This is a genomic window from Bacillus sp. SJ-10 (assembly GCF_002843505.1).
GTDB classification, from domain to species: Bacteria; Bacillota; Bacilli; order Bacillales; family Bacillaceae; genus Bacillus; species Bacillus velezensis.
The window spans coordinates 1,024,856-1,045,500 of record NZ_CP025258.1 but is presented as its reverse complement, the minus strand read 5'-3'; the positions used below and the strand labels follow the sequence as shown (position 1 = coordinate 1,045,500).

21 protein-coding genes are annotated in these 20,645 nt (G+C 45.8%); 9 read left to right on the top strand and 12 right to left on the bottom strand.

Annotated features, from left to right (window positions below):
- Window positions 1-60 precede the first annotated feature (60 nt).
- From narI to CXL14_RS05320, 5 genes are all read right to left on the bottom strand, one after another.
- Window positions 61-732, bottom strand: a complete 672-nt coding sequence (gene narI, locus CXL14_RS05340; RefSeq protein WP_101287715.1) for a respiratory nitrate reductase subunit gamma — start codon at window positions 730-732, stop codon at window positions 61-63.
- Complete coding sequence (narJ, locus tag CXL14_RS05335) at window positions 729-1,286, bottom strand: nitrate reductase molybdenum cofactor assembly chaperone (protein ID WP_101287713.1); 558 nt, start codon at window positions 1,284-1,286, stop codon at window positions 729-731. Before narJ ends, narI begins: the two co-directional genes overlap by 4 nt.
- A 25-nt stretch (window positions 1,287-1,311) precedes the next feature.
- Window positions 1,312-2,775 carry a nitrate reductase subunit beta gene (gene narH / locus CXL14_RS05330; protein WP_101287711.1) on the bottom strand — a complete coding sequence of 488 codons (1,464 nt, stop codon included), beginning with the start codon at window positions 2,773-2,775 and terminating at the stop codon, window positions 1,312-1,314.
- Entirely contained in the window at window positions 2,765-6,451 is a 3,687-nt protein-coding gene (locus CXL14_RS05325) for a nitrate reductase subunit alpha (protein WP_101287709.1), read from the bottom strand. The genes narH and CXL14_RS05325 overlap by 11 nt, the downstream gene beginning before the upstream one ends.
- Before the next feature lie 177 nt (window positions 6,452-6,628).
- A complete protein-coding gene (locus tag CXL14_RS05320) occupies window positions 6,629-7,105 on the bottom strand; it encodes a cyclic nucleotide-binding domain-containing protein (RefSeq protein ID WP_007407629.1) in 477 nt (158 codons plus the stop codon).
- A 142-nt stretch (window positions 7,106-7,247) separates the two neighbouring features.
- On the opposite strand from CXL14_RS05320, the gene CXL14_RS05315 reads away from it, so the two are divergent.
- Complete coding sequence (locus CXL14_RS05315) at window positions 7,248-7,967, top strand: YwiC-like family protein (RefSeq protein ID WP_014419125.1); 720 nt, start codon at window positions 7,248-7,250, stop codon at window positions 7,965-7,967.
- 30 nt (window positions 7,968-7,997) lie between these two features.
- On the opposite strand, the gene CXL14_RS05310 is transcribed toward CXL14_RS05315, so the two are convergent.
- From CXL14_RS05310 to CXL14_RS05295, 4 genes are all read right to left on the bottom strand, one after another.
- Window positions 7,998-8,714 (bottom strand): fumarate/nitrate reduction transcriptional regulator Fnr, encoded by a 717-nt coding sequence (locus CXL14_RS05310; RefSeq protein WP_014419126.1) that lies wholly within the window; start codon window positions 8,712-8,714, stop codon window positions 7,998-8,000.
- Between the two features lie 97 nt (window positions 8,715-8,811).
- Window positions 8,812-10,002 carry a nitrate transporter NarK gene (gene narK / locus CXL14_RS05305; protein WP_007407632.1) on the bottom strand — a complete coding sequence of 397 codons (1,191 nt, stop codon included), beginning with the start codon at window positions 10,000-10,002 and terminating at the stop codon, window positions 8,812-8,814.
- Between the two features lie 134 nt (window positions 10,003-10,136).
- Window positions 10,137-11,807: an arginine--tRNA ligase gene (gene argS, locus CXL14_RS05300; RefSeq protein WP_014419127.1), complete on the bottom strand. Its 1,671-nt coding sequence runs from the start codon at window positions 11,805-11,807 to the stop codon at window positions 10,137-10,139.
- Window positions 11,804-12,232, bottom strand: a complete 429-nt coding sequence (locus CXL14_RS05295) for a YwiB family protein (protein ID WP_014419128.1) — start codon at window positions 12,230-12,232, stop codon at window positions 11,804-11,806. Before CXL14_RS05295 ends, argS begins: the two co-directional genes overlap by 4 nt.
- A 291-nt stretch (window positions 12,233-12,523) precedes the next feature.
- Here CXL14_RS05295 and CXL14_RS05290 point away from each other — a divergent pair, with 291 nt between their 5' ends.
- The 7 genes from CXL14_RS05290 (at window position 12,524) to CXL14_RS05260 (ending at window position 15,634) form a co-directional block, all read left to right on the top strand.
- A complete protein-coding gene (locus CXL14_RS05290) occupies window positions 12,524-13,669 on the top strand; it encodes a response regulator aspartate phosphatase (protein WP_014419129.1) in 1,146 nt (381 codons plus the stop codon).
- On the top strand, window positions 13,653-13,772 hold the full coding sequence (locus tag CXL14_RS05285; RefSeq protein WP_021494790.1) for a PhrC/PhrF family phosphatase-inhibitory pheromone: 120 nt from the start codon (window positions 13,653-13,655) through the stop codon (window positions 13,770-13,772). Before CXL14_RS05290 ends, CXL14_RS05285 begins: the two co-directional genes overlap by 17 nt.
- Window positions 13,773-13,969: 197 nt before the next feature.
- Window positions 13,970-14,173 (top strand): helix-turn-helix transcriptional regulator, encoded by a 204-nt coding sequence (locus tag CXL14_RS05280; protein WP_003151064.1) that lies wholly within the window; start codon window positions 13,970-13,972, stop codon window positions 14,171-14,173.
- A gap of 13 nt (window positions 14,174-14,186) precedes the next feature.
- A complete protein-coding gene (locus tag CXL14_RS05275; RefSeq protein ID WP_007407641.1) occupies window positions 14,187-14,390 on the top strand; it encodes a hypothetical protein in 204 nt (67 codons plus the stop codon).
- 34 nt (window positions 14,391-14,424) lie between these two features.
- Window positions 14,425-14,610: a DUF4177 domain-containing protein gene (locus CXL14_RS05270; RefSeq protein ID WP_014419130.1), complete on the top strand. Its 186-nt coding sequence runs from the start codon at window positions 14,425-14,427 to the stop codon at window positions 14,608-14,610.
- A 186-nt stretch (window positions 14,611-14,796) separates the two neighbouring features.
- Window positions 14,797-15,078, top strand: coding sequence for a hypothetical protein (locus CXL14_RS05265; RefSeq protein ID WP_014419131.1), 282 nt, complete (start codon window positions 14,797-14,799; stop codon window positions 15,076-15,078).
- 43 nt (window positions 15,079-15,121) lie between these two features.
- On the top strand, window positions 15,122-15,634 hold the full coding sequence (locus tag CXL14_RS05260; RefSeq protein WP_014419132.1) for a stage II sporulation protein M: 513 nt from the start codon (window positions 15,122-15,124) through the stop codon (window positions 15,632-15,634).
- A 590-nt stretch (window positions 15,635-16,224) separates the two neighbouring features.
- Here CXL14_RS05260 and CXL14_RS05250 read toward each other — a convergent pair.
- From CXL14_RS05250 to speE, 3 genes are all read right to left on the bottom strand, one after another.
- On the bottom strand, window positions 16,225-16,443 hold the full coding sequence (locus CXL14_RS05250; RefSeq protein ID WP_003151056.1) for a helix-turn-helix transcriptional regulator: 219 nt from the start codon (window positions 16,441-16,443) through the stop codon (window positions 16,225-16,227).
- Between the two features lie 168 nt (window positions 16,444-16,611).
- Window positions 16,612-17,484 (bottom strand): agmatinase, encoded by an 873-nt coding sequence (gene speB / locus CXL14_RS05245; protein ID WP_007614448.1) that lies wholly within the window; start codon window positions 17,482-17,484, stop codon window positions 16,612-16,614.
- 58 nt (window positions 17,485-17,542) lie between these two features.
- Complete coding sequence (speE, locus tag CXL14_RS05240) at window positions 17,543-18,373, bottom strand: spermidine synthase (RefSeq protein WP_003151052.1); 831 nt, start codon at window positions 18,371-18,373, stop codon at window positions 17,543-17,545.
- 199 nt (window positions 18,374-18,572) lie between these two features.
- On the opposite strand from speE, the gene CXL14_RS05235 reads away from it, so the two are divergent.
- Window positions 18,573-20,645, top strand: coding sequence for a transglycosylase domain-containing protein (locus tag CXL14_RS05235; protein ID WP_014419133.1), 2,073 nt, complete (start codon window positions 18,573-18,575; stop codon window positions 20,643-20,645).

Below are 20,645 nucleotides of genomic sequence, written 5' to 3'. Positions count from 1 at the left end.
AAAATATCTTATGTTTTTATTTTTTCACCATAAAAAATCCCCCTCTTCCAGGGGGGATTTTTACGTGCGTTTCCGATAGACAACATAGCTGCGGGTCAAATACTTGAGCGGCAGGCTGAACACATGAACCAATCTCGTAAACGGCCAGAGGATAAAAACGACGTAGCCTATCACAATATGAAACTTAAACCATAGCGGGACACTCTCCATCAAAGAGGCGTCAGGCCGGAACAAAACGATTTCCCTGAACCACGGCCCGACTGTTGCCCTGTAATCAAATCCTTTCGAGTCAATGTTGAGGAACGTGGCCGCAACGCCCGACAGCATCATGAACAGCAGCAGAATAAGCGTCAGGATATCGGATGGCGAGCTGGTTTTGCGGATCCTTTTGTCAAACAGCCTTCTGTACGTCAGGATGACAAGTCCGGTACATGCCGCAATCCCCGCCGGCAAGCCAGCGCCAATCGCCATTTTGTGATACATATGCTCTGAAATGCCAAGGGAAGCATACACGCCTTCCGGGATCAGAATCCCCATGACATGCCCGCCGACAACGCACAGCAGTCCCCAGTGAAAAAGTGTGCTGCCCGCGGCGAGTTTTTTCTTTTCTAACATCTCGCTTGATTTCGCCGTCCAGCCAAATTGGTCATGCTGATAGCGGTAAATATGGCCGCCGATAAAGATTGTCAATACAATGTATGGCATAATACCCCAGAGGATCTGCCCGCTCATGCCTGAACAGCCCCTTCTTCAATGCTTTCACGTACACCGATGTTTTCCAGTACGGCCTGCAGCACGTGCAGCAGCTCAGCATAGATGCTGTCATTTTTTTCGAGGCGGGAAGCCAGCTCTCTCACATTGGACAGGTATTTTTCAAACACGCTTCTCACCGCTTCAATCTCCGCAACTGCGGCGAATTCCAGCATCAGCGGCAGGTAATCAGGCAGTTCTTTCTCTGTCGGCAGGAAACCGGATTGCTGGTAGGTGTTTTTTAAATGCAGCAATTCGATGCCGCGCTCTCTCTGCTCGCCTGAGTTAAAGTAGGTGACGTACATATTCGTTTTTTTCCCGAAATCGAACGTATACACATAGTGTTCAATCAGCGCTTCCGGAGAAAAGCCGGCTGCCGCCTCTAAAAAGTGCAGCAATTTCTCCCGGATTTGCTGATTGGTGATGTCATGGATAAGAGCCTTCCAATCGGGAATCTCGGCTCTCCACTCTTCATCCGGATAAGAGAGAAGAGAGGAAAGAGCGGAGAACGTCATTTGCCGGTCTGTGGTGTTCATGTTATTACACCTCATTTATGAAAAATTAGAAACAAGAGCCCGGGCCGCCTGAAAATGATAAGCCGCAGCTCCCTTGTTCAGCATATAAATCAGACACTTCTTCACGATGGCTGCTCGGGATCACAAAGCGGTCATCATATTTGGCGATCGCCAGCAGCCGATACATGTGTTCAATTTGCTGTTCTGTTAAGCCGACACTGGAGACCAATGCCGGGTCGATGGATTTATTCGTCTGAACCGCCCTCATATACTGGCGCATGACAGACATTTTCTTTAACGTTGACCGAATATGATCCGTATCACCGGCCGTTAATAACTGCGCCAAATAGTCAATCGGAATTCTCATTTGGTCGATAGCCGGAAAAATCGCTTCCGCCGTTTGCCGGCTGCCTTTTCCTTCAAAGAGATTCATAATCGGGCTGAGCGGCGGAATGTACCACACCATCGGCAGCGTGCGGTACTCAGGATGAAGCGGCAGCGCAATCTTCCAGTCAATGATCATTTTATAGATCGGCGATTGCTGCGCAGCCTCTATCCATTCAGCCGGGATGCCTTGTTCTTTTGCCAGTTTGGCAATCTCAGGATCATTCGGATCAAGAAAAACGTCCAGTTGGGAATGATAGAGATCCTTTTCGTTTTCAACGGAAGCCGCTTCCTCCACTTTGTCCGCGTCATACAGCATGACGCCGAGATAGCGGATTCTGCCCACACACGTTTCAGAGCAAATAGTCGGCAGCCCCGCCTCCAAACGCGGAAAGCAGAGTGTGCATTTTTCCGCTTTGTTCGTTTGCCAGTTAAAATAGACTTTTTTATAAGGACAGGATGAGACGCAATATCTCCATGAACGGCATGCGTTTTGATCCACAAGCACAATGCCGTCCTCCTCGCGTTTGTACATAGCGCCGGACGGGCAGGAGGACACGCACGCCGGATTGATGCAGTGCTCGCAAATACGCGGCAGATACATCATAAAGACCTCATCGAATTCTGTTTTGATCGATTCCTCCATCTTTTGCACGTTTGGGTCCTCAAGCCCCGTAATGTGGCCGCCCGCGAGATCATCCTCCCAGTTCGGGCCCCATTCGATATTCATGAAATCCCCCGTTAAGGACGATTTCGGGCGCGCCACCGGCTGGTGTTTTTTCTGCGGGCTGTTTGTTAATGTTTCATAATCATAGTTCCAAGGTTCATAGTAGTCATCAATCGTCGGCTGGTTCGGGTTATAGAAAAGGCCTGCAAGCCGGTTTGTTTTCGGGCCTGATTTCAGTTCAAGCTTTCCTTTTTTCAACGTCCAGCCGCCTTTATATTTGTCCTGGTCCTCCCATTGCTTCGGGTAGCCGATGCCAGGCTTTGTTTCTACATTATTGAAGTACATATATTCCGCACCGGAACGGTTTGTCCATGTGTTTTTACAGGTGACGCTGCACGTGTGGCAGCCGATGCATTTATCCAAGTTCATGACCATCCCGATTTGCGCTTTAATCTTCAAGCCAATCGACCTCCTTCAGCTTGCGGATGACGACATTCAGATCGCGCTGATTCCCCGTCGGACCGTAATAGTTAAAGCCGTAGCTGAGCTGGGCATAGCCTCCGATCATCTGTGTCGGCTTGACGTGAATCCTTGTCGGGCTGTTATGGGTGCCTCCGCGGTTATTCGTCAGTTTTGTGCCGGGCACGTTGATGTGGCGGTCCTGGGCATGGTGCATAAACGCCATTCCTTTAGGAATCCGGTGAGACAAAACCGCTCTCGCGACGACAACGCCGTTTCGGTTGAAGCATTCAATCCAATCGTTGTCTTTGATATCCGTGTCCTCTGCGTCATCTTTATTCATCCACACGGTCGGCCCGCCGCGGAACAGCGTCAGCATCGGCAGAGAATCAAAATACATGCTGTGGACGGACCATTTATTATGCGGCGTCAAATAATTAAGGACGATTTCTTTGCCCTCTTGATCAGGCCGTTTGCTTAGGAACGGACGATGCTGAAGGATCGGTTTAAATGTCGCCATCGTTTCACCGAATTCCATCATCAGTTCATGATCGACATAATAGGATTGTCTGCCGGTCAGCGTCCGCCACGGAATTAATTTTTCCACATTCGTCGTAAACGGCGAATACCTGCGCCCTCCTTTTTCTGAACCGGTAAAAGCCGGAGAGGTGATGACCGTTTTCGGCTGGGCTGTAATTTGCTCGAACGTAAAGCATTCTTCCTCGCGCTCTTCCGCCAGGTCTTTCAGCTTCAGGTTTGTGATGTTTTCAAGTGATTCCCATGCTTTCACGGCGACTTTTCCATTTGAGGTGGACGACAGGGTTAAAATCGCTTCCGCCGCCTGCTTCGCTTCACTTATATTCGGGCATCCTTTGGCAACGCTGTTTGAATCGGTTTCTCCCAGTCTCTGTTTGAGTGATTCATATTCATCCGCAATCGACCAGCTCATCCCTTTTGTTCCGCTCGGTTTTAAAGCCGTATGAGGGCCGAGCGCGGTCATTTTATGAAAAATGTGTTTGTAATCCCGTTCAACGACTTGGATGTTCGGCATCGTTTTTCCCGGAATGGCTTCACATTCGCCTTTGCTCCAGTCATTGATTTTGCCGAACGGCTGGGCCAATTCCTGCATCGTGTCATGGAGGAGCGGCGTCGCAACCACTTCTTTCACCGGCTCCATCTCGACTTCTTCCGCCAGATCGGAAACGGCTTTTGACAGTGCCTTAAAAATATCCCAGTCTGACCTCGATTCCCACGGCGCCGAGATGGCCGGAGCGAAAGGATGAATGAACGGGTGCATATCCGTGCTGCTGAGATCGTGTTTTTCATACCATGTCGCCGCCGGCAGCACGATATCGGAATACAGCGCCGTACCCGCCATTCGAAAGTCGAGATTGATTAACAAGTCGAGCTTGCCTTCCGGTGCCTGCTCCCGCCATTTGATTTCTTCAGGGCGGATGCTGTCGCTGTCGTCATTCATCAAACCGTTCGTCGTCCCCAGCAGATGCTTGAGAAAGTATTCATGCCCTTTTCCTGAGCTTGAGATCAGATTTGCCCGCCATACGAAGAGATTTCTTGGGAAATTCACTTCATTGTCAGGGTCTTCAATCGCGAATTTCAGTTTTTTCTCTTGAAGCCGTGAGGCCACGTACGCACCTACGTCTTCAGGTGTCGCCGCCCCCGCCTTCTCAGCTTCTTTGTACAGATCAATGCCGTTTTGATTGAATGTCGGGTAAGACGGAAGCCACCCTAATCGCGCCGCCAGCACATTGTAATCGGCGTGATGCTTGTAGCGGGATGACACAGCAATCGGTGATGCCAAATCACTGATCGGCTGGTCCTCATAACGCCACTGATCTGTCGCAAAGTAGAAAAATGAGGTGCCGTTTTGCAGTTTAGGCACGCCTTCCCAGTCCTTTGCGGTTGCAATCGTCTGCCACCCTTCAGCCGGACGGAGCTTTTCCTGCCCCACGTAATGGGCCCAGCCTCCGCCGTTTACGCCTTGGGCGCCTACAAGTAAAACAAGATTTAACACCGCACGGTAAATCGTGTCGGAGTTGAACCAGTGGTTGATCCCCGCCCCTACGATAATCATGGATCTGCCGTCTGTATCGATCGCATTTTGGGCAAACTCCCTGGCAATCTGTATAACGGCTTCTCTTTTAATTCCCGTGATCTGTTCCTGCCAGGCAGGTGTGAACGGACGGGGATCATCGTAGGATGCGGCTGATTGTCTGCCGATGCCCCGGTTCACGCCGTAGTTGGCCAATATCAAGTCAAACACGGTCGTGACGTACGTTTCTTCACCATTCAGATCCAATTTTTTAATAGGAAGATTCCGCTCAAGCACTTTGTTTCCGTCATTTGAAAAATACGGAATGCGCACCATGCCGATTTCGTCCTCTATTCCGAGCACGGAGAGACGCGGTTCAATCGGTTCCCCGGTGTCTTCGTCGATCATATGCAGATTCCATTTCTGCTGCCCGTCCCAGCGGGAGCCCATTGTGCCTTGCGGTATGGCAAACGCACCTGTCTGTTCATTCCAGACCGCCGGCTTCCACTGATCATTTTTTGTCTGCCGCCCGATGTCTTTCGCATGCAGAAACCGCCCGGCTGTATACACGCCGTTCTCTTTTGACAGAGTGACGAAGAATGGAAAATCGGTGTATTGCTTCGCGTACTCAATAAAACGTTCAGTTTCTTGGTTCACGTAAAATTCCTGCAAAATGACGTGACCCATCGCCATCGCAAGCGCCCCGTCAGTCCCTTGGCGGATACTCAGCCAGTCATCTGCGAACTTTGAGGATTCCGCAAAATCCGGGCTGATTGAAATGACCTTGGCGCCTTTATAGCGGGCTTCCGCCAGAAAATGCGCATCAGGCGTTCTCGTTAACGGAACGTTGGAGCCCCATGTGATGATATAGCCTGAATTGTACCAATCACTGCTCTCCGGAACGTCCGTCTGGTCGCCCCAAATTTGCGGGGACGCCGGCGGAAGATCCGCATACCAGTCATAAAAACTGAGCATTGGGCCGCCGATTAAAGACATGAATCGCGAGCCTGACGCATGGCTGATCATGGACATCGCCGGGATCGGGGAAAAACCGACATTCCGGTCAGGCCCGTATTTCATCACCGTATACAGCAGAGAGGCTGAAATCAGCTTCAGCACCTCCGGCCATTCCGCGCGGACAAAACCGCCTTTCCCTCTTGCCTGTTTATAGGACTTCGCTTTTTCAGGGTTTTCAACGATCGATTTCCAGGCATCCAGCGGATTTTGATGCGCCTGCAATGCTTCCCGCCACAAATTGATCAGCACACCGCGCACATATGGATATTTCACACGGAGCGGGCTGTAGATGTACCAAGAAAAACTGGCCCCCCGCGGACAGCCTCTCGGTTCGAAATCAGGCATATCAGGGCCTGTTGATGGATAATTCAAGTTTTGTCCTTCCCACGTGACAATTCCGTTTTTCACATAAATATTCCAGCTGCAAGAACCCGTACAGTTGACGCCGTGGGTGGAGCGAACGACTTTGTCGTACTGCCATCTGTTTCTATATACATTCTCCCAATCACGATCTTCGCTTGTCGTTTGGCTATGGTTATTTGAATGATGTTCGATAGGAGAAAAATAGTTTAATCTCCTGAGCAACGGACTCATTTTCTTTTTCTTCATGATCGTTCACTCCTTCCGAGTCAGGTGATGCTATGTACACTATAAACAGAGACGGCGCATCACCTTGTGAACTATGTCACACACTCTGCTTTTTTCACAAAACGTTCACACAGAGCAGCAGGAAGGATTTTCAAACGATATGGGGACGCCCGGCGTCATCAAAAAAACCGGTTCTGTTTAAGAACCGGGTTCGGCGTTTTCATCCCGTGATGTATGCAGATACCGCAAAAACAACTGATAGGAACAGAAGACATTTTGCTGAAGCATCGCCAAAAAGTTCATTTGCAGCCGCGGATGGTAAGACATCATTTGCTTAAATACGGAATATGGAATATGGAGTACCAGAATATCCGGTGAGGCATTGACTGAGATAAAAGGCGATAAAGAGAGCCCGCCTTTTTCATCAATCGGAAACACATCGCCTTTTTCCCACAGCGCAACGGTTTGCGACCCTTCAGGGAGCCTGCTGTCCGTAAAACGGATATTGCCTTTTAATACAATATAAACGGATTGTGAATGAAGAAAGGATGGAGATTGGTCAGATGAGCCGCGGATAAACGTCCCGTTTTTCAGCAAGGTTTCGACAATGGACAGAGGCACTTCATTAAACATAGGAAGTTGTTTCAGAAATAATAAATAGTCACACTGATTCATAGGAAAGCCTCCTGTGCTAAGGATAGCTTTAGTGTAGCCCGATTGAGCCTGCACGGCAGTGATGTATTTCACAGCTTGTATGATAAAAGTCACTTATCAGGAGAGTGTTTGCACTTATAATGAAATAAAAAGGGGGGGTTCGATGAAGGCGATGATTCCGAAGCAGCACGGCGCATGGGCGATGCTGCTGATTCCATTTTTACTCGGCATGGTCAAGGGAGGCCCGGTTTTCTGGCATATTCCGCTTTTTTTGGGCTGGCTGTTCCTTTACTTGACGGTTTATCCCGTTTCGCTCGCTTTGAAAAAGAAACAGCTTCAGCCCTATCAAAAGTGGATATGGTATTACGGTTTTCCGGCCTGCTGCTTTTTGATCATTTCTGTCTTTCATAAGCCGCAGCTCGTCTGGATCGGCGTTTTTTTATTGCCGCTGTTTCTCATACATACGCATTATGCCCGCCGAAAAAACGAACGGGCGCTCACGAATGATATTGCGGGTGTTCTGTTCTTTTGTTCAGGCGGGCTTGCGAGCTGCTGGCTGGGAACGGGAACCCTTGACGGCTGGGCTTGGTTTCTATTCTTGCAGTCTGCTTTATTTTTTATCGGGAGTTCTTTTTATGTGAAATCGGTCATACGGGAGAGAAAAAACAGAACCTTTGCATACTGGTCGTGGGGATATCACCTCTTGCTCCCCTTTTTATCGGCTCTTCTCGGGGCAGGCTGGGCGTTTCTCGCTTTTATCCCAAGCAGTCTGCGGGCCTGGTTTTTTCACGGAAGAGACTGGCCCGTGAAAACGATCGGCATTCTGGAAATCGTAAATGCCGGCTTCTTTTTCGCCGTCATGTGTGTATGTATCACAAGCTGAAAAACAAGGACACCGGCTGCCCTTGTTTTTTCAGTCAATATTGCAGATCTCAAGCGGACAATTTTCACACTCGATCTCGCATCGTAAATAGTCCCGCTTGTGCAAAATAATTTTTCCGGTTTCGTCTATCGATATAACCCCTTGTTTGCGGAGGTCTCCCAGCATGCGGTTGACGCTCTCCCTTGCCGCCGCGCAAAACTTAGCCAAATCCTGATTTGTCAGCACAATGTTAATCAGAATCCCGTCGCTTCGTTCCACCCCGTAGCTGTTTGATAAGCGGATAAGGGTGGAATAGAGCGCCCCCTTTTTGCCGTGAAGAAGCAGGTCCCTGATCTTGGACTGGATTTTTCGAAGATGGGTGCTCATCCATTTCATAAATTCAAACGTCAAAACACCGTTTTGGATCAATTCCTTTTCCAGCTTGTTTTTATTAATGACGAGCACCTCGCCATCCTCTAACACTTTCGCACTTAGCATATATCTCGGCTCATCTGTGAATAGCGTCAATTCCCCGACAATATCGTGTTTTTGGCAGATTCTAAGCGTCAGGTCTTTTCCGTCAGACGTCAGCTTGCCGATTTCAATGAGTCCTGATTGAATCAGATAAAGCTCTTTTGCATCCATTCCTTCTTGAAACAAATAAGTGTGTTTTTTCATTTTCCTTTTCGTACTGATCGATTCCAGCAATTCATGCAGTTCGCGGGAAAGAAGTTCTTTATCAGATTTTCGGACAGAGAGAATATTCATGAGCTCACCTCGAAGAAAGTCACGTTGCGTATGTATATTGTAACGTGACTTGATTTGCACTCACCCAGAAAAAACTAACAATCTTGTGAATGGATCATTATGAATTGAGGCTCTGACTGTTTCTCTCCGTATGTGTTTTCATTCTTTCCTGCCAATACATCCAGATCACAAGAACAAAGCTGGCTAACGCGACCTCTGAAAGCGCCATAAACCCGATCGCGTATTGGCCTGTTGCCTGAAATACACTTGCCAGAATCAGCGGAGGGAAAAAACCGCCCAGTCCGCCCATAGCTGACACAATACCGTTGGCAATCCCCGCTTGCTTCGAAAAGTAGAAAGGCACCAGTTTAAATACCGTCCCGTTTCCAATCCCTGAGCAGACTGCCACTGTCAGCGATCCAAACGCATAAAGGCCGATCGTCGGGGAGAATGACAGCATGACGCCTGACAGCGTAAGCCCTGCGAAAACGAACATCAGAATACGGAGCGGACTCAATTTATCTGCAAGAAACCCTCCCACAGGCCTGAGCAGTGTAGAGACCGCAATAAAGCCGGCCGTCCGTAAACCGGCGTCCGCAGGGCTCAGCCCAAAATGCTCAACCAAAAAATTCGGAAGATAGATGGTAAAGGCGACAAAGGCGCCGAACGTAATAAAATAAAACAGGCTCAACATCCACAGCACATGATTTCGGTAAACGGCTTTCATTTGTGTCTTTATGGAAACTTTGACTTTCTTCTCATGCCGGTCGCCGAACAAAACGTGCAGTAATGCGAAAACAGCGAGCAAAACAAGATACATCTGCACGGTTGCTTTCCATCCCGCGGCTTGAGCGATAACCGGCGCCGCAAAGGTAGTAACGGCGGTCCCGATGTTTCCGGCACCGTAAATCCCATTGACGACACCGTGCTTTTCTTTCGGATAATATTTCGGGAGGGACGTCACTCCGATGGAGAATACCGCTCCTCCGATCCCTAAGAAAAAGCCGCCCGCGATTAAATCAAATAAAGAATCCGCGATACTGATCCAAAATACAGGAAACAAAAGCAGGATGAAGCTGATCATAAACATCAGCCGCGCGCCATACCTGTTCGTTAAATATCCTAAAGGAATACGGAGAAGCGATCCGAGAATAACGGGAATCGCCGTCACCAATGAAATCTCGCCTTTGCTTAAATGAATATCTGATGTCATTTGAGAAATGAGCGATGAAATCAGCACCCACACCATAAACCCTGCCACTAAGCTTAATGACTGCAACGATAATTGAATATGTTGACGATTGATCATTCGGCTTGCCCCTTTCACTGATTCAATATCAGTCTTATCATACAAAAACTCAGTGTGCAGGATTGTGAATTACATCACAGGCTTTATATACAAAAAAAAGAACAAAGCCCGAAGACTTTGTCCTTTGATCATCATTACATTTTTTCCGGAGCGGATACGCCGATCAGCTGAAGCGCATTGTTCAGCGTAATTTGCGTGGCCTTCATTAAAGCGAGACGCGCGCGGCTCTTCTCTTTATTTTCCGGATCGATGACTTTCTCCGCATTGTAGAAGCTGTGCAGAGCGGAAGCCAGATCATAAATATAGTTTGTGACACGGTGAGGAATGCGTTTTTCCGCCGCTTCTGCCACTGCCTCAGGGAAGCCGCCGATCGTTTTCAGCAGGTCATATTCTTTTTCTGATTGAATATGGCTGAAATCAAGATCTGCCGCCGGTTTAAGTCCCTGCTCTTCCCCTTGGCGAAGCATGCTGCAAATACGTGCATGTGCGTATTGCGCATAATACACAGGGTTTTCGTTAGATGTGGATACGGCAAGATCCAAGTCAAAATCCATGTGCGTATCAGCACTGCGCATCGCGAAGAAATAACGGACCGCGTCAAGGCCGACCTCTTCAATCAGATCGCGCATCGTTACGGCTTTCCCCGTACGTTTGCTCATCTTCATTTTTTCGCCGTTTTTGTATAAATGAACGAGCTGAATGATCTCAACTTCCAATGTGCCTTTCTTGTAACCGAGCGCTTCAATTGCCGCTTTCATACGCGGAATATACCCGTGGTGATCCGCGCCCCATACATTGATGAGCTTGTCGAATCCGCGGTCAAGTTTGTCTTTATGGTATGCGATATCCGGCAGCAAATAAGTGTATGAGCCGTCTTTTTTGATCAGCACACGGTCTTTATCGTCGCCGAACGTTGTGGAGCGGAACCATGTCGCGCCGTCCTCTTCGTATACATGGCCCTTTTCGCGAAGCGCCTCGAGCGCCTGATCAATTTTTCCGTTTTCGTACAGTGACGTTTCAGAATACCATACGTCAAACGGCACGCGGAAATTTTCCAGGTCGGAGCGAAGTTTATCAAGCTCGTACTTTAAGCCGTATTCACGGAAAAACGCCTGACGTTCGCTCTCCTCTTCATGTACGAAACGGTCTCCGAAATCTTCGGCAAGCTTTTTCCCGATGGCGATAATATCCTCGCCGCGGTAGCCGTCTTCCGGCATCGGTTTCTCGAGACCGAGCGCTTCAAAATAACGGACTTCAACGGAAAGCGCCAGGTTGTTAATCTGATTGCCCGCATCATTAATATAGTATTCGCGGCTCACATCATAGCCCGCTTTAGAAAGCACGCTGCACAGCGCGTCACCTACCGCCGCGCCGCGCGCATGGCCTAAGTGAAGATCTCCCGTCGGGTTGGCTGATACGAATTCGACCTGAATCTTTTCGCCTTGCCCGATGTTTGTCTCTCCGTAATGTTCACCCGCTTCAAGCACGGACGGAATCAGTTTTGTTAAGTAGCTGTTGTTCATGTAAAAGTTGATAAAGCCGGGCCCCGCAATATCCATCTTTTCAATGGAAGCTTTGCCTTTATCAAATGACGCCACGATCTCCTCAGCGATTTGTCGCGGCGCTTTTTTTGCGATTCTCGCCAGCTGCATCGCCATATTTGTGGAATAATCACCGTGTGTTTTTTCTTTCGGCGTTTCTAACAGTACGCTTGGAATCTGGCTTTCTTCCGCCAGGCCCGCTTTCAGAACGGCCGCTTTGATCTCTTCCTTCAGCACGTCCTTCATCTGTTCCGCAATATTCATGCCTTTGTTTCCTCCTTATATTGGATCGTCATGTTATGTACATGTTCTTGGTTTTCGCCTACAGTCATGTTATATGTCATTTTGACGGAGCCTTCCGAACCGCCGACATCAGCTTGTATGTTTTTTGTTTCCGTACGGAGCTCCATTTGTCCGAACGGCAGTTTATATTGAGTGAGTGTCGATGCCCCCGGAATGAACCGCTGTTTCATTTGGATGGCGCCCGATCTCATCACGAGAATCTCTTTTTCTGTAATCTTGACGACCGTTTTAATCTTGCCCAAATCATGCTCTTCGTGATAGGAAAGATACGTTTTGCCGTTTCTCACGTAATAGAATCCACTCGATGTAAATTCAACCGACTCTTCTTCTGAGCCGTTGTGTATGAATGATTGCACATGAATGGCTACTGGTGTCTCCTGTCTCATGCTGACACTTCCTTTTCATCATCCCGCTTAACCTGAATAGTATAAGTTTTCAAGGGAAAAAGTTCAACCGCTTCCTCCTATCTTACCATCTTTGCTGATTGGTTTTGAAGATAAACATGATTTTTAAGGAAAATGAAAAAACCGGAAATCCCGGGCTGCGGGAAAAATGCGGTTCCTTCGGCGGACGGCTTTGTCAAAGGGGAAAAGTTTGCGGTATTTTTGCGCTATCCTTCCGAATGAAAATGATAAAATATGTCATATACATAACGTGGAAGGGAGGGATTCGGAATAGTGGCGAGTGTTTTATCGTCTTCAGCGGTTGGAGAAAAAATCAACGAATGGTATATGTACATTCGAAGGTTCAGCATCCCGGACGCCGAGTACTTGCGGAGAGAAATCAAAGAAGAACTTGCAGGTCTGGAAGATGATCAGGATCTTCATCTATACTATTCTCTCATGGAATTCCGCCACAATCTGATGCTCGAATACCTCGAACCGCTGGAATCGCAGCGGATAGAAGAACAGCCAAGACTATCGGAGCTGCTCGCGGATATTGATAAAAAGCAGGCCCGGCTGACCGGACGTCTTGATTATTATTTTAATTTTTTCCGGGGGATGTATGAGCTGGAATGCCGTGAATATCTTTCAGCGATTCAGTTTTTTAAGAAAGCTGAATATAAGCTTGATTTTGTCAAAGATTGTATCGAGAAAGCTGAATTTTATTTTAAGATGTCAGAGTCCTACTATTATATGAAACAGACTTATTTTTCTATGGATTATGCCCGGCAGGCTTATAAAATTTATCATAAGCAGGAGGCATATAATATAAGGGTGCTTCAGTGCCATTCATTGTTCGCTACCAACTTTCTTGACTTAAAGCAATATGATGAAGCAATTCAGCATTTTAAAAAAGCTTATGCCATGGCAGAGGCAGAACAGCAGCCTCAATTAATGGGCCGGACTCTATATAATATCGGACTTTGTTTTAACAGCCAAGAAAATTACAAACCAGCCATTGACTACATAAAACGGGCAATAGCTGTTTTTGAAGATGGGAACATCATCACTTCTCTCCCGCAAGCCTATTTCTTAATCACACAAATACATTATAAAATCGGAAATACGGCCATAGCCAGACAATATCATGACAAAGGGGTATCTTATGCAGAGGAGGCAGAAGATTCCCTATATATAGTCGAGTATGAATTTTTAGAATCTTTATATGTCGGTGAGCCTGATGAAGAAGCAATCATGGAATGTTTTGACTTTCTCAGAGATAAATTGATGTATGCTGATCTTGAAGATTTTGCCTTAGATGTGGCAAAATATTATCATGAAAGAGAAAATTTCGAGAAGGCTTCCGCATATTTTTTAAAGGTGGAAGAAACAAGACAGCAGATTCAAGGAGGTGTGAAGTTGTATGAAATTGAAGTATAAATTAGCACTTACTTGCTTAGCGATAGGCACTATTTTTGTTTCAGCCGACATTGCAAGTGCACCGGAACATCAATTTGAAGTTGCTCAGCGCGGAATGATTTAAATAATGATTACTTTTAGGCTTGCAGGTTAAACTGCAAGCCGTTTTTTATATAAACAACTAATTTGCAAAAACAAAAAGTATCCCTTAAAATTCAAATGTGTAAAAAGTATTTGACACATATACATATATTATTTAAAATAAATATATATAAATTTGAAAATTTAAAATAAAGATAAAAATATTTAAGGAGGGTTTTAGTGGATAACAATATAAAAAAACTTAGAACAGCAGCTGATATTTCACAAAATGATCTGGCTAAGCTCTGCAATGTGACCAGACAAACCATCAATGCAATTGAAAATAATAAATATGACCCAACTTTAAGTCTGGCATTTTCGATAGCCCACGCATTAAATACGGGAATAGATAAAGTATTCAACTATAACGCCAAAAAAAATTAAGGGAGCGGTTCTTATGAAGAAAATGGATGAGATGCAAAAACACCAATCGGGTATAGCCGCCAGAATAGCATTTAGTTTTTATACTGTCGCTTTACTGATATGGTCATTAATAGATTATTTTAAAAACGGAAATACAGGATGGCAATTTCCAATACTTTTAATAGGCTGCGCACTCTATTTATGGATTCAAGTTTATCATAATCGAAAAACAAGGTAACAATTCCAATACACTTCCGGAGGATTATACAGCAATGTACGAATATAAGTTCATAAAAGTAGAAGTAAACCGATGGAAAGGAAAACCTAAAGAAGACTATAAAGAAATTATTGAAAAGTATTCGCAGCAAGGATGGAAGCTGGTTCAAATTTTTGCTCCTGCTATTTCAGGCTATGGGGCAGCCGATTATTTTGATATTATTTTTGAAAAAAAAGTATAATGTTTCAGTACCAAAGAAAGCCGGATCATACATATGGTCCGGCTTTCTTTGTACGAAATAAGTCAGCAGATACTTTTACGGATTTCACCTCTTAACTATAATTTTTCGGAAATCCGCAATTCAAATAGCTTCCAATATAATTTATTATTTAACTTGCTGGGGATATTGAAAAAATTGGAGGAAAAAATGAATCTACTTTTAAAATCACAAAATAGTAAAGCAATTTTTACATTAGTAGCATCAGGAATCATTGTTCTCGCACTTTTCAGTATGAAACATAATCATTTAAGCATGGATGTTATCGATATTTTAAACAGAGCTGGAATTATCGCTCCTAGTTGGCTTGTCAGTGCTATCACCGCAACGGGTTCAGTTCTGGCTATCATTACTGTTTTAGGATCTCTTGGTGCGGGCTTGCCATTGGCCGTTTTAGAACAATTGGCTGGAGCAAGTACAGCAGCAGCATAATATAAAACATTAAATTCAATATCCCTGGCAGTCCCTTTAACGAATGGATGAAAATACATTGTTTAAAAAGAATGTTTTAGTCAAATTGTACATACTCTGTCTGATCTTATTTTTAATTGCTTTATTTACAGCATATTTTTATACAGATCCCGCTTCAAATGTAAATAATCTAAATCGAAATATCCGTCCGGATTTTTTTCAGATTTTCTTTAATAATATTAAAGTAGCGAGTCTGCTTGTTTTTTTAGGACCGTTGACGCTGTCACTTGGCACGGTTGCTGTTTTAATTATAAATGGATTAATTTTAGGGAATGCCATAGGAAACATCAAAGACAATTTAAACCTTTTACTGCTTGTTATTCCCCATGGAATAATTGAAGTGCCGGTATTGCTTCTTGCAGCCTCTGTAGGAATGAAATTAACTTTAGATTTATTACTCCTCAAAATAAATTTGAAATTCACTTTTAAATATATTGGTATTATATTTATCGGTTTAATAATAGCAGCTATGTTAGAAACATTTATTACACCTATCTTTATAAAAGGAGTCTCTTAGGATTATGCAAATTGAATTATCTTCATTTAAGGAACGAAACATTAATTTTTTGTCCTCGTTTTTGTTTTATATTATCGGGTTAGCCTTTTATTTAAGTTCCCTTTTACCTTTTATGAAAAGTTTAATTCCCAAAAACATATCTATACAAGTTATTGATCACATAAAACATTTAGATTATATCATAGCAATTGTTGCTCTGTTTCTTTTAATGTTCGGGGTGATTTTTGAAGGATTCGTATTATTTCTCATTATAAATTTTCTTGGCGCTCAAATTAAGATCAAAACTTTTTATTCCCTATTTATGTTTTCTAACATCCCGGTCGCAATTAAGTTTTTTCTTATATCATTCAAAAACATTTTCGCAGAACATCCAAACACTAGTTTATTTTTCACAAGTAATCATTTGATTTTTTCTATCTTTGATTTGTTCAATATTGCATACTTATTTCTTTTGTTTATTCTTCTGAAATGGAGAACAAATTTGAACTACCTGACAATCTCAGTTTTTATTTTTACGGCATTCCTGTATAGAATGTTTTTTTAGCATATATAAATAAACCCCCTCAATAGGGGTTTTTCTTTCATTTCGTTCACTGTATACAATTCCTTTTATATGCTTCCGAAACAATACCCACTCTAGTACTCACATTCCACTTTTTACAGAGACCGGCTATGATATATTCGACATTACGCTGCGAGTAGTTTAATGACTTAGCGATCTCTTTATTAGGTTTTTCAGCAATTATCAGTTTAATTACAGAAATTTCAATCTTTTTTAATTCCAATTCATTTTCTACTGCTGTTTTCATTCTAACTTCCTTTCTAAAGATGTATTTACTAAATAATACCCTATTATATAATTTTTATCAATAACATCAATTATTAATGGTAAAATAATATGTTGCTTTTACTAACTTCTAAGTAGTTTATATACAATATAAAAATCCCCCGCCATGTTTCAAGCGGGGGAAATTCTTTTATTTCACAAACCCAAGCAGCATTTCACGAATCATCTTGCTTGCCGTGTTTGCGGTTTGTTCTGAGTGGTCATAGACCGGCGCGACTTCTACGAGGTCGGCGCCTTTTACGTTGACTTCTGAGCGTGCGATTTCATGGATGGACGCGAGCAATTCTTTAGACGTGATGCCTCCTGCGTCAACCGTGCCCGTTCCCGGCGCATGAGCGGGGTCAAGCACGTCGATATCGATCGTGACATAAACAGGGCGTCCCGCAAGCTGCGGCAGCACTTTTTTCAGCGGCTCAAGCACTTCAAACTTAGAAATGTGCATGCCGTTTTCTTTCGCCCATTCAAATTCTTCCTTCATTCCGGAACGGATGCCGAATGAAAATACGTTTTGCGGCCCGATGAGCTCGGCCGCTTTGCGGATCGGAGTAGAGTGGGAAAGCGGTTCGCCTTCATAATCCGTGCGCAGGTCGGTGTGCGCGTCAAAATGAATGATGGCAAGGTCCGGAAATTTCTTATACATGGCTTTTATGACAGGCCATGATACAAGGTGCTCCCCTCCCATGCCGAGCGGGAACTTTCCTTTTTCTAAAATGCTGTCCACGTATTCTTCAATCATATCAAGGCTTCTTTGCGGATTGCCGAACGGAAGCGGAATATCGCCGGCGTCAAAGAAATTCAAATCAGCCAAGTCACGGTCGAGATACGGGCTGTATTCTTCAAGACCGATAGACACCTCGCGGATTCTCCCCGGGCCGAAACGCGAACCCGGACGGTAGCTGACCGTCCAATCCATCGGCATGCCGTAAAGGATGGCGTCCGCCTCTTTCCAGTCGGGGCGGCTTGCGATAAATACTTTTCCTGAATATGCTTCATCAAACCTCATGATAAAACCCTCGCTTTCCTGTAAAAAAGCGCAAGATTCGCTCCTGCGCCGTACGTTTTTATTTGATTAAGTCGCTCACAAATTTCGGAAGAACAAATGCCGCTTTGTGAAGCTCTTTCGTGTAATATTTCGTGTCGATGTCAAAGAAACGGCTGTCCTCCACTTCAAGCGGATCGTACTTTTTAGAACCGATCGTAAATGTCCACAGGCCGCTCGGGTACGTCGGGATATTAGCCGTATACAGACGGGTGATCGGGAAGATTTCTTTCACGTCACGCTGTACGTTTGTAATCAGTTCCGGTGTAAACCACGGGTTGTCCGTCTGCGCGACGAAGATGCCGTCTTCTTTTAATGCCTTGGAAATTCCGGCATAGAAGCCTTTTGAGAACAGATTGACGGCCGGTCCGACCGGTTCTGTTGAATCAACCATGATGACGTCATACTCATTCTCTGATTTCGCGATGTGCATGAAACCGTCATCGACTCTCACGTCGACGCGCGGATCATCAAGCTTGCCCGCAATGGACGGAAGGAATTTTTTAGAGTATTCAATAACCTTGCCGTCAATGTCGACAAGCGTCGCTTTTTTTACGCTTGGGTGCTTCAGAATCTCTCTGATGACACCGCCGTCTCCGCCGCCGACAACGAGGACGTTTTCCGGATTCGGGTGCGTAAATAACGGGACGTGCGCAACCATTTCATGATAGACGAATTCGTCTTTTTCAGAAGTCATGACCATTCCGTCTAAGAACAGCATGTTGCCGAATTCTTCTGTCTCCACCATTTCCAGATGCTGAAATTCCGTCTGTTCCGTATGTAATGTTTGTTTCACCTTTAATGTAATGCCGAAATTCTTCGTCTGCTTCTCCGTATACCAAAGCTCGCTCAATTGTCATCTCCCTTTCAAGGCTTATTTCATTTATTGTAAGCGTCTGTATCGCTTTTATTCCGGTTAAAATCTCATTTTCACCTAAGGAAAAAGTATAGAGGATGGAGGGGAAAAAGTAAAGAAGTGTCCGGTTTGATATGTTTAAAAAACCCCCTTTTTTCACATAATAATAGAATCATGAAAAAGGGGGTTCCCAAAAGTGGATAAAGTATCTGGAAAACAGCTCAGAATCACGTTCAAAATCATCCGCGCCTGCATCTTTCTGACACTGATCGGCGGAATGCTGGCCGGCGTCTGCTTCACATCCGTTCTTCTTGCAGCGAAATGGCAGGGGGCCCCCTCCGTCCGGGTTCCTCAGTCTACGATTCTTTATGCAAATGACGGCTCAAAGCTAGGTGAGACCGATTTCGGGGAAAAGCGCTACTGGGTCCGGTTAAAAGATATCAATCCGATAGCGGTGCAGGCCGCCATTGCGGTGGAGGATCAAAACTTTTACAATCACCACGGTTTTGATTACCGGCGGATGGCTGCCGCCGCGCTGGCTGACATAAAGGCAATGGCCAAGGTTCAGGGCGCAAGCACCATCACCCAGCAATACGCGAGAAATCTCTACCTTGAGCATGATAAGACATGGAAACGAAAATGGAACGAAGCATTTTACACGATCCGCCTTGAACAGAACTATTCTAAAAACGAGATTTTAGAAGGTTATGTAAATACGATATATTACGGCCACGGCGCATACGGAATTGAAGCCGCCTCGCGCCTGTATTTCGGCAAACACGCCAAAGATCTGAACGATGCGGAAGCCGTGCTTTTGGCGGGCATACCGAAAGGCCCGTCCGGCTATTCGCCATATGTCAGCGAAAAGAAGGCCAAACAGCGCCAGGAAACCATTCTCCGACTGATGATCGGCCAAAAAATGATCTCAAAAGAAAAGGCGGAAAGGCTTAAGAAAACGCCGCTTGCCTATCAGCCGCTGAAAAACAGAACCGCGGCGAAAACGGCGCCTTATTTTTACGATGATGCGATGAAAGAACTCGGGAAAAAGCTCGGCATGACGCGCGAACAGCTGGCAACGAGCGGATTGCGTGTTTATACGACGCTTGATAAGCGCATGCAGCGGATTGCGGAAAACACTGTGGCACATACGATCCGTACCGGCTCTGACATTCAGGTCGGCTTTTCCGCGATTGATCCGGCAACAGGGCGCGTGCTTGCGCTTCTCGGCGGACGTGACTACGAAAAAAGCCCGTTTGACCGGGCGACACAGGCGAAACGGCAGCCGGCTTCCACGATCAAGCCGCTTTTGTACTACAAAGCGATTCAAAGCGGCTTTACACCGGTCACGCTGATGAAAAGCGAAGCCACAGAGTTCCAGATTGACGACAACGGAGATACCTATTCTCCAAGCAATTACAACGGCTACTACGCCAATAAACCGATTACGCTGCTTCAGGCGCTTGCGTTATCAGACAACATTTATGCCGTGAAGACCCACCTCTTTCTCGGCATGAATAAGCTCGTGTCGGCGGCAAAGGAATTCGGCATCAGCGAACATTTAAAGCCCCTTCCGTCTCTGGCGCTCGGAACTGAACCCGTGCGCCCGATTGAGATGGTTAATGCCTACGCGATGCTCGCAAACGGGGGAAAACAAATCACCCCTTCCTTTATCACAAAAGTGACGGATACCGCCGGCAACGTCTTGTATGAACAGCCGCGCGGACATCAGCAGACGCTTGATAAAAAAGCCGCTTTTGTGACGGCGAGCATGATGACGGGCATGTTTGATCAGGATTTAAACGGCTATACTTCCGTCACGGGACGCACCATTTCTGACCGGCTGACCCGAACCTATGGCGGTAAATCAGGCACGACGAGCGCAGACAGCTGGATGATCGGCTTTAACCCGGCTCTTGCCGCCGGTGTATGGACAGGCTATGACAAAAGCAGCACGATTGATTCAGTAGAAGAAAAAAGCTATGCGAAGACGATTTGGGCGGACTTTATGGAGAAGGCGCTCGAAGGAGAACCGGAAATAGCGCTTAAACCGCCGAAGGGCGTGACGGGCGTCTATATCGACCCCGCTTCCGGCTACACTTCGGGACCCGGCTGCGCCGCAAAGCATTATACGTATTTCATCGCAGGCACTGAGCCCGCGGATGTATGCTACGGACCGGAACCGTCTAAAAAAGAAAAGGAACACGCCCCCGCCCGCAAAGAAGCTCCGCGCAAAAAATGGTGGGATAAGTGGCTCGGCAAAAAAGACTGA